Below are 9,322 nucleotides of genomic sequence, written 5' to 3'. Positions count from 1 at the left end.
CCTCCTGACTGCCTCGGGGGTGGGCGGTCAGGAGGGGCCGAGGGGGTGCCTTTGTATCGGCCGGACCGGTCTCGCGGGGTGATCGGTCCGGCCGGGCAGGTCAACGCGAGACGTCACGGCTCTTCCGGAAGCTGAGCAGCAGAGCTACTGCGGTCACGATCCATACGGTGAGCGCGACCCAGGCTTCGCCGCCGCCGAAGGTAACCATCCACTGCTCGCCGATGGCCGATCCCAGTTCCCTGGTGCCGACGCCGTACATGCCGACCGGGAACACGATGCTCCACAGGCCAGGTTCGTAGGCCAGGCGGATGTGCTGGACGAAATGTCGCCACACGCCCGCGAGCAGCAGCAACGGGATCAGCCAGCTGCCGAAGGCCCACAGTAGGACCGCCACCCCGATCAGCACCGGCCGCATCGACGTCAGCAAAGGTATGTCGTCGAGGTGCAGCAGCTGCGCCGCGGCCAGCACGCTGATCGCGGTGGCGCCCATGAACACCCAGTAGGCGGGCACCAGGCGCGCGGCGGTGAGCGTGTCGGTGAACAATGTGGCCAGCACCAGCGTCGCGACCAGCAGATACAGCATGGTGCCCACCGACCAGCACAGCAGCGCCGGTACCGCGAAGCGCCCCGCCCAAGGTTGCGGGAGCGCGGTGGCCGCGACCGCGAGCGATTGGGTCGCGACCACCCAGATGAACCAGGTGCCGTCGGCACTCAGGCCCGCGGGTCCGCGGTGGTGCACCATCAGCACTGCCGGGATGCCGTAGCCGAGGACCAGCCAGGCCAGCGCGGCCACCGCGAGCAAGGTCAGCGCCGCAACCAGGTGGTCTCGGCGCGAAAGCCCGGTCGACATGACCGCGGCCGCGGCGACGAAGGTCAGGTAGGTGAACCCGGTAGCGGGATTCATGGCATCGGCTACGGCCGCGGCCCGGAATCTCACCAGCCGGACGAGCGTCGCCACGATCAGGATCGCGAAGGCCGCGAGTGCCAGGTAGAGCATGATCGCCGACAGGGTGCCCAGGCCGGCCGAGCCGATGGCGCGGGAGACGATGCCGGTCGCCATCACCGACGCGAACCAGGCGGGCTTCAGGTTCTCGACCGGGCTCGTGCGCACTTCGACCATGGCCGTCACCTGCGTCAGTGTGGCACGGCGGCAAACCATCCGGCGGCAACTGCGAGCGGCGACATGCCGACGCCGGCCACCTCGGCGGCCGGCGTCTCCCGGTCATCGCGCGGGCGTGGTGGCCGGGTATTCGGGCAGGTCGTAGGTTTCGGTCTTGGACAGCATCTTCATCATGAGCGGCTTCATGATCCGCGCCGTCATCAATTTGCTGACCAGCAATCCGGCGCGGATCCCGAACCGGGTCTTCGGGGTCATCGCGCGCAGACCGCCGGGCTGCAATTCCTGCGCGAGTGCGACGAACGGACGCAGCACTCGCTGATAGTTCTCCAGCGCGCGGCGCGGGTCGTCACGGTGCGTGGCGATTTCGCCGGCCAGCACGTACGCGCCGACCAGTGCCATCGCGGTGCCCTGGCCGGTGAGCGGGGAGCCGCAGTAGCCGGCATCGCCGACCAGTGCCACCCGACCCTCGATCCAGCTCGGCATGTCGATGCGGGCCAGCTCGTCGAAGTAGAAGTCGTCGGCCTCTGGCATCGCGGCGGTGATCGCGGGGGCGGTCCAGCCACCGCCGGCCAGGCGCTCGTTGATCAGCCGCTGCTGGGCCGCCACGTTGCGCCGCAGCGCCGGATCGGCCTCGGCGCGGATGACGACCAGCGCCTTGGAGGTGGCCGGATCGGCGTCGGGCCGCATGCCGAGGCCGGTCGCGCCCGGCAGCGAATGCATGGTGAACCAGTGCGGTTCGATGCCCGCGGGAGTCGGCATGGTGAAGAAGGACATGTAGCCGCCGAGGTAGGTGCTGAAGTGTTCCTCCGGGCCGAAGACCAGGCGGCGGGTGGCCGAATGCAGGCCGTCGGCGCCGATGACGAGGTCGAAACGTTCGGTGCCGCCCGAGGCGAAGGTGACCTGCACGCCGTCGTCGTCCTGGGTGAGCGCTTCGAGCCATTCGCCGTAGCGGTAGTCGACACCGCCCGCCGCGTCGATGGCGTCGAGCAGCACCTGATTCAGGTCGCCGCGGGAGATCTCGATCTCGGCGACGCCGCCCTTGCCGTCGAACAGCTCGGCGGGCATGCGCAGCAGTTCCTTGCCGTCGGCGTCGACGTGCAGCATGCCGCGCTCATCGAGTTGGTGTGCGCGGATTCCGGGCATCAGGCCCATCCGCTCGGCCACCTCGCGGCTGGGCCCGCGCAGGTCCACCGCCTGGCCACCGGGGCGGGGAGCGGCGGCGCGCTCGATCACGGTGACCGGGATCCCGTACCGGAGTAGTTGCAGCGCAACGGCATTGCCGCCGATGCCGCCGCCGGATACGAGGACGCGCGGGCGGTCGGTGGACTTCGGGGTGTGCGTGGCGGGCTGGGTGCTCATCGTCTCGTCCTTCGTTTGATCGAACGTCTCAGACAAATGTCTAACAGATGACTTGCACGTCTGTCTAGTACAAGTGTTCAAGACGCACGTACAGTGGGGGTATGGGAAACAAGGAGGACCTGCTCGCGGCCGCCCGGGCCTGCGTGTACGAGCGTGGATTCGCCGCAACGACGGCACGCGATATCGCCAATGCGGCGGGGGTGAGCCTGGCCGCGATCGGCTACCACTTCGGGTCGAAAGAGCGGCTGCTCACCGAGGCGCTCACCGCGGAATCCGGGCGCGAGATCGGTGACGCGCTCGACGAGCGGATCAAGGCCGCGAGCAAGGACGGCCGCTCACCGGCGCAGGCCTTTCCGCTGGTGTGGAACGACATCGCCGAGGTCTTCGCGCGCAATCGGCAGATGCTGGTAGCGAGTGTGGAGAACGTGATCCGGATTCATCGCACGCCGAGCGAGGCGGCGCATATGTCCGGGCTGCTGGCCGAGGCCGTCGCGGAGATGGCGGATCTGGTCGCGCAGTCGCATCCGGAATTGACCGAGGAGCAGGCGCGGGCGGTCGCACGGCTGTACTTCGCCTTGCTGAACGGCTTGGCGCTGCAATGGATTACCGAACCCGACGGCGAGCTGCCGAGCGGGGATGAGCTGGCTGTGGCGATAGCGGCGCTCGCGCCGCGGAGTTGACCGGGCGACGCTCTTGTCCGGCATGCCGTTCGCTCGGGGCAATGGATTCCCGGCTCCCGGCTTCTGCGGGCGGAACCGCTCAGCTCAGCTGCTCCAGGTACTTCTTCCACCCGCCGAATTCGGTGATGTCGGTCGCCGCGACGGCCGCGTCGTAGGTGCAGGCGAAACCGACGACGGTGCGGCCGTCTTCGAGCTCGATATTCGCCAGCGCCATCGGAGCAGGCAGCGCGGCGAGGAAGGAGCCGAGTCCGGCGGCCGAGAGGCCGAACAGTTCACCGACGATCGGTGCGCCCTGGCCCTGGCCGTGCCGTACCAGGCCGGGCTTGGGTGGCGTGGTGTCCAGGGCGGTCAGGCGGTAGGCGTCGGTGGTGCGGATCTCGCCGAGGAAGCGGGCGCCGATCTGTTCCAGCTGCCAATGCAGTGGCTGCCCACGCAGATGTGCGCCGAAGACGGCGAGTTCAGCGTCGTGCCCGAACAGCGCGGGGGTGGAGTCGGTGCCGACGAGTCGGGCAGCGATATCGATGGCGACCTGGTCGGCGAACGCGGGCACCACCACCATCACGCCGAACGGCGAGCCGTCCGCGGTGGGCGATCCCGGGACGGCGACCGCCGCCATATCGAGCAGGTTGCAGAAGTTGGTGAAGGTGCCCATTCTGCGGTTGATGGCGACGGGTTCCGCCTGCACCGCGGCAATGGCCGGGTGTTCGGTCGTGGTCGGCAGCAGCAGCCCGTCGTAACCGTCGAGCAGGGTTTTCGCGGCCGCACGGGCGGTCGCCAGCGTGTCCAGATCGGTGGCGAAGCCGGGGCCGGTGGTGTGCTCGGCGGCGCGGATGATGGCCGTGACCGTGGGGTCGAGCGTGTCCGGCGGTGCGGCGGAGAGGAACTCGCCGACCGCGGCGTACCGCTCGGCGACGATCGCGCCGTCGTAGAGCAGCAGGGCCGCGTCGAGCAGGGCCGAGATGTCGATCTCGGTGACGGACATCCCGGAATCCGCAAGTCCGGCAACGGTTCTGCTGAACGCCGCGGCATAGGGCGCGCTCAGGGCGGTCAGGTCTTCGGTGCGCGGGACCGCGAGTCTCGGCTGCCGCGGTGCGCTCAGCAGGACGTCGGCGGGCCGTTTCCGGCTGCGTGGATCACGCGCGTCCGGGCTCGCCATGATCGCGGCGGCGGCCACGGCCCGCTCGAGATCGGCGGCGAAAACGGTGACGGCGTCGAAGTCCGCACAGGCAGGCACCACGCCGTGCGCGGGCACCACACCGAGCGTCGCCTTGATCCCGACGATCCCCTGCAAGGCCGCGGGCACCCGGCCGGATCCGGCGGTATCGGTGCCGATACCGATATCGGCGATGCCGAGCGCGACCGCAACGGCCGAACCCGAACTGGATCCGCCGGAGACCAGCTCGGGGTCGAAGGCATTGCGCACCGGCCCGTACGGGCTGCGGGTACCGACCAGGCCGGTGGCGAACTGATCGAGATTCGTCTTGCCGAGCACGATCGCACCGGCTGCGATCAGCCGCTCGACGGCGGCGGCGGTGACGTCCGGGGTGTAGGCGAAGGCCGGGCAGGCGGCCGTGGTCGGCAGCCCCGCGACGTCGACATTGTCCTTCACCGCGATCAGCAGACCCGCGAGCGGTAGTGCGGCACCGGCCGACAGCCGCTGCTCGACCGCCGCGGCGTCGGCCGCGACGTCGGGTTCGGGCCGAAGCGTGATCCACACCTCCGGCCGGTCGACCTCCGCGATCCGGCGGTAAGCGGCGGCAACGCGCGAGGTGGGCGAACCGGGTAGGGCGTTGCCGAGGGGGCCGGCACTCATCTAGTCGACTCCGATCACTGCGAGAGGGGTTCCGGGTTCCACCTTGGCACCCGGGGTGGCCAGGACCTTCAGCACCGTGCCCGCATCGGGGCACTGCACCGGCAATTCCAGCTTCATCGCTTCCAGCACGGCGACCGTCGAGCCCGCGGTGAGCCGTTGTCCTGCTTCGACTTCCACCCGCCAGACATTGCCGATCATCGGTGCGGTCACCACCGTGGCATTGCCGGGCATGCCCGCGAGTGGATCGTCGACGGTGTCGCTGACGATCTCGGCGGTGTCGCGATCGAATTCGCCCGCGGCCTGCCACGCCTGCTTCTCCGCCTCGAACGCGGCCGCCTGCCTGGTCTCGAATTCCGCGATGGCATCGGCCTCCTCGCGCAGCAGCCGTAGATGGTCGGCCAGGGCGAAGCTGCCCTCGCTGACCTCGGCGTCGAACCGTCCGGCGGTGGCGGCGGCGCGGTAGTCGAGCAGCTGTTCGGCGCTCACCGGCTCCCAGACGATGCGGTCGAAGAACCGGAACAGCCAGGGAGTTCCGGATTCGAACGGGGCGCGCTGGCGGTAGCTCGACCAGATCGGCACGGTCCGGCCGATGAGCTGATAGCCGCCGGGGGAAGCCATGCCGTAGACGCACAGGTACTTGCCGCCGATACCGACGGCATCGGACGGCGTCCAGGTGCGCGCCGGGTTGTACTTGGTGGTCACCAGCCGGTGCCGTGGGTCGAGCGGAACCGCCAGCGGCGCACCGAGATACACATCGCCGAGGCCGAGCACGAGGTACTCGGCGGCGAACACGGTGGCGCGGACGTCGTCGACGCTGTCCAGACCGTTGATACGGCGGATGAATTCGGTATTGGACGGCAGCCACGGTGCGCTGTCGCGCACGCCGCTGCGATAGCGGTCGATGGCCTCGGCGATCGACGGGTCGTCGAACGACAGCGGCAACCGGATGGTGCGGCTGGGCACCACCAGGTCCTGGGTCGCGGGGAGTTCGGTCTCCAATTCGGCCAGTACCCCGAGTAGACGATGCTGGGCCAGGATGTCGGGATCGAAATGGATGTGCAGCGAGCGCACGCCGGGTGTCACGTCGATGATGCCGGGAAGCCCGGCGTCGGCGAGCGCGGTGGACAGTGCGTGCACCCGCATTCGCAGGCCGAGGTCGAGCACCATCTCGCCGTATTCGACCAGCACATTGTCATCGCCGCCGCGCAGATAGCGGACCGGGGGGCGGTCGCTGGACCCGTCGACGCCGCCAAGGATGCCGCGATCGCTCAGTCCGGCGAGTGGTTTCGGCACAGTCGCGCGAGCCCGCGAGCTGTTCGAGGCGCGCAGTTCGCTCGCCGTGGTGTCGTCCACGGGAATGAAGCGGACCGTATCGCCCGGCCGCAGCTGACCCAGTTTCCAGCGGTGCGCCGACACCACCGTCAGCGGGCAGGCGAAGCCGCCGAGGCTCGGGCCGTCCGGGCCGAGCAGGATCGGGGTGTCGCCGGAGACATTGAGCGCGCCGACACTGTAGGGGTTGTCGTGCAGGTTCGACGGGTGCAGGCCCGCTTCGCCGCCGTCGGTGCGCGACCAGGTGGGTTTGGGGCCTTCCAGCCGGATGCCGGTGCGGTTGGCGTGGCTGCCGACGCGCCACTCGTGGGTGTAGAACTGCGCCATATCGGCGTCGGTGAAGTAGGCGGGCGCGGTCTGCGGGCCCTCGCCGACGGCGAGCTCCCAGTGATGGCCGACATCCGGCCGTAGCGCCGGCTGGATCGGGCGCGGTTCGGCCTCGGCTGCATCGGCCAGATGCAGAACATCGCCGCTGACCAGCGCCTTACCCGTGACACCGCCGAAGCCGCCGAGGGTGAAGGTGGCGGCGCTGCCGTGATAGAGCGGTGCGTCGATGCCGCCGCGCACGGCGAGGTAGGTGCGCAGGCCGGTGTCGGCGGGGGCGCCGACATCGAGCACACCGCCCGCGGGCACCGTGATCGGCTCCCACATCGGTACCGGTTCGCCGTCCACCTCGACCGGCGCGTCGGCGCCGCTGACACACACCACCGCGGCATCCGAGAAGCGCAGCCGCGGGCCGTGCAGTGTGCACTCCAGTGCGGGGGTGCCCGGCGGGTTGCCGACGGCGGTGTTGGCGAGAGTGAACGAGAGGTCGTCCATCGGGCCGGAGGGCGGAATGCCCACCTCCCACAGGCCGATCCGGCCCGGATGGTCCTGGATCGTGGTCATGGTGCCGGGGCGTTCCACGTCGATGCGCGCGGCGATGGGCCGGATATCGGCGAGGGTGGCGGTGAGGTGGCCTGCCCGGCGCACGGTCGGGTCGGACGCGGCGGCGTGCAGCTGCGGCAGGTTGGTCTGTACGCCGTGGATACGGGTGCCTGCCAGGGCCTCGGTGAGGGCGGTGAACGCTTCGCCGCGGTCGCCGCCTCGGGTGATCACCTTGGCCAGCAACGGATCGTAGTACGGGCTGACCTCGGTGCCGGTGCTTATCCAGGTGTCGACCCTGGCCTGCTCGGGGAGGGTGGTCTCGGTGATCAAGCCCGCGCTTGGGCGGTAGTCCTGGCCCGGATCCTCGGCGTAGATGCGGGCCTCCACCGCCCAGCCGTCGATCGGCGGACCCGTCTCGGGCAGCTCGTCCAGCATAGTGGTATCGCCGCCCGCCAGCCGCAACATCCACTCCACCAGATCGACTCCGGTCACCGCCTCGGTCACCGGATGCTCCACCTGCAGGCGGGTATTCATCTCCAGGAACGAGGCGGCATCGCGATCGGCGTCATAGACGAACTCCACAGTGCCCGCCGAGCGATACCCGACCGAGCGCGACAGCTCACGCGAGACCGCCAGCAGCTGCTGCGACAACTCCGCCGTGAGCCCCGGGGCCGGCGCTTCCTCGATCACCTTCTGATTGCGCCGCTGCAGCGAACAGTCACGGGTGCCGAGGCTGACCACCCGGCCGCGCCCGTCGCCGAACACCTGCACCTCGACATGGCGGGCCCGCGCCACGAAACGTTCCAGGAACACCCCCGATGTAGCGAAATTCGTCGCGGCCAGCCGCTGCACCCGCTGGTAGGCGGCGCGCAACTGATCGGCGTCATGGCAGGCCTGCATGCCGATCCCGCCGCCACCACCGACGGCCTTGAGCATGACCGGGAAGCCGATCCGTTCGGCCTCGGCGACGGCGTGATCGGCCGATTCGAGCAGGCCGGAGCCGTCGACCAGCGGCACGCCGACCGCGCGGGCGGCGGCACGGGCAGTGTGCTTGTCGCCGAAGATCCGCAGCTGCTCCGGAGTCGGGCCGACGAACGCGATACCGGCCTTTGCCACTTCGGCCGCGAATTCCGCGTTCTCGGAGAGGAACCCGTAACCCGGATGGATCGCGCCGGCGCCGGTGGCCAGTGCCGCCTCGATCACCCGATCGGCGCGCAAGTAGGATTCCGCGGCCGCGCTCGGGCCGAGATAGGCTGCCGCATCGGCCATTTCGACGTGGGCCGCGCCGGCGTCGGCGTCGGAATAGACCGCGACGGTCTTGAGGCCGAGAATGCGCGCGGTGCGCATGATGCGGCAGGCGATCTCGCCCCGATTGGCGACGAGGACGGTATCGAAATCCAGGCTCACGTCGGGCTCCTGTGTTCAGTTGGGGACTAGTCGGTGGCCAAGGACATGGCCGCGATCGCCCGGGTGACCCGATCGAGCACGACGTCCAGCGATTCGCCGATATGGGTGTGCAGCAGCCGGTAGGCCAGCGAAAGATCGTCGGCGAGAACGGCATCGAGAATGGCCAGGTGCTCGGAGATGGTGGTTTCGATGCGGTTGTTGACCATGAAGTCGTACATCCGCACGTGGCGGATGCGGGAGTTCACCGAGCGCAGCGCCCGCACCATCTCGGTGTTGCCGGAGGCGGTCAGCAAGGTGACGTGGAATTCCTCGTCGCGGACCACGAAACCCGGCTCCTGTTCGGGCGGGTCGGTCTGCAAATCCAGCCAGGCCTTGCGTTCGGCGGTCAGCAGTGCCTTGTCGTGCGTGACGTCCGGGTTCTGCATCGCGCGCTGTAAACCGCCCAGTTCCAGGGTGATCCGCAGCTCGTACAGGTCACGCACCAGCGGAATGCTCGGGCGTACCGGCGAGAACCCGTACTCCTCGCGTTGCAGCAAGCCGTCCGAGCAGAGCACCGTGAGTGCCTCGCGGACCGGCGTGCGCGATATCCCGAAGCGCGCGGAGACCTTGGGCTCGGTGAGACGTTCGCCGAACTTGATGTCGCCGTTCATCAGTTCCGCGCGCAGCGTTTCGTACACCACGTCCCGCAACGGTTTTCCCGAGGTATCGGCCGGTGTGGCCACCCGTGTCGACATGCCTGTATACGCT

At 69.3% G+C, this 9,322-nt stretch carries 6 protein-coding genes; 1 reads left to right on the top strand and 5 read right to left on the bottom strand.

The annotated features are described in order from the left end of the window. Positions 1-100: 100 nt before the first annotated feature. Together GV790_RS13630 and GV790_RS13625 are read right to left on the bottom strand one after the other, a co-directional pair. Complete coding sequence (locus GV790_RS13630) at positions 101-1,120, bottom strand: tellurite resistance/C4-dicarboxylate transporter family protein (RefSeq protein ID WP_256673269.1); 1,020 nt, start codon at positions 1,118-1,120, stop codon at positions 101-103. Positions 1,121-1,222: 102 nt separating this feature from the next. After that, positions 1,223-2,479 carry an FAD-dependent monooxygenase gene (locus GV790_RS13625; RefSeq protein WP_163813699.1) on the bottom strand — a complete coding sequence of 419 codons (1,257 nt, stop codon included), beginning with the start codon at positions 2,477-2,479 and terminating at the stop codon, positions 1,223-1,225. Between the two features lie 101 nt (positions 2,480-2,580). Between GV790_RS13625 and GV790_RS13620 the strand changes: the two genes are divergently transcribed. Then, a complete protein-coding gene (locus tag GV790_RS13620) occupies positions 2,581-3,159 on the top strand; it encodes a TetR/AcrR family transcriptional regulator (protein ID WP_163813698.1) in 579 nt (192 codons plus the stop codon). A 79-nt stretch (positions 3,160-3,238) separates the two neighbouring features. On the opposite strand, the gene atzF is transcribed toward GV790_RS13620, so the two are convergent. The 3 genes from atzF to GV790_RS13605 form a co-directional block, all read right to left on the bottom strand. Further along, the gene (gene atzF, locus GV790_RS13615) at positions 3,239-4,972 is read right to left on the bottom strand and encodes an allophanate hydrolase (protein WP_163813697.1); all 1,734 of its coding nucleotides are present in this window, start codon (positions 4,970-4,972) and stop codon (positions 3,239-3,241) included. Further along, a complete protein-coding gene (gene uca, locus GV790_RS13610; RefSeq protein ID WP_375139391.1) occupies positions 4,973-8,515 on the bottom strand; it encodes an urea carboxylase in 3,543 nt (1,180 codons plus the stop codon). An 86-nt stretch (positions 8,516-8,601) separates the two neighbouring features. Beyond that, complete coding sequence (locus tag GV790_RS13605) at positions 8,602-9,309, bottom strand: GntR family transcriptional regulator (protein WP_175585886.1); 708 nt, start codon at positions 9,307-9,309, stop codon at positions 8,602-8,604. Between the last annotated feature and the right edge of the window lie 13 nt (positions 9,310-9,322).

This window comes from Nocardia cyriacigeorgica (assembly GCF_010858045.1).
GTDB lineage: Bacteria > Actinomycetota > Actinomycetes > Mycobacteriales > Mycobacteriaceae > Nocardia > Nocardia cyriacigeorgica_E.
This window is presented reverse-complemented; position numbering and strand designations above follow the sequence as displayed.

Coding starts and splice junctions, on each gene's coding strand:
- GV790_RS13630 (WP_256673269.1), bottom strand. CDS start 1,120: ATGGTCGAAGTGCGCACGAGCCCGGTCGAGAACCTGAAGCCCGCCTGG.
- GV790_RS13625 (WP_163813699.1), bottom strand. CDS start 2,479: ATGAGCACCCAGCCCGCCACGCACACCCCGAAGTCCACCGACCGCCCG.
- GV790_RS13620 (WP_163813698.1), top strand. CDS start 2,581: ATGGGAAACAAGGAGGACCTGCTCGCGGCCGCCCGGGCCTGCGTGTAC.
- atzF (WP_163813697.1), bottom strand. CDS start 4,972: ATGAGTGCCGGCCCCCTCGGCAACGCCCTACCCGGTTCGCCCACCTCG.
- uca (WP_375139391.1), bottom strand. CDS start 8,515: ATGCGCACCGCGCGCATTCTCGGCCTCAAGACCGTCGCGGTCTATTCC.
- GV790_RS13605 (WP_175585886.1), bottom strand. CDS start 9,309: ATGTCGACACGGGTGGCCACACCGGCCGATACCTCGGGAAAACCGTTG.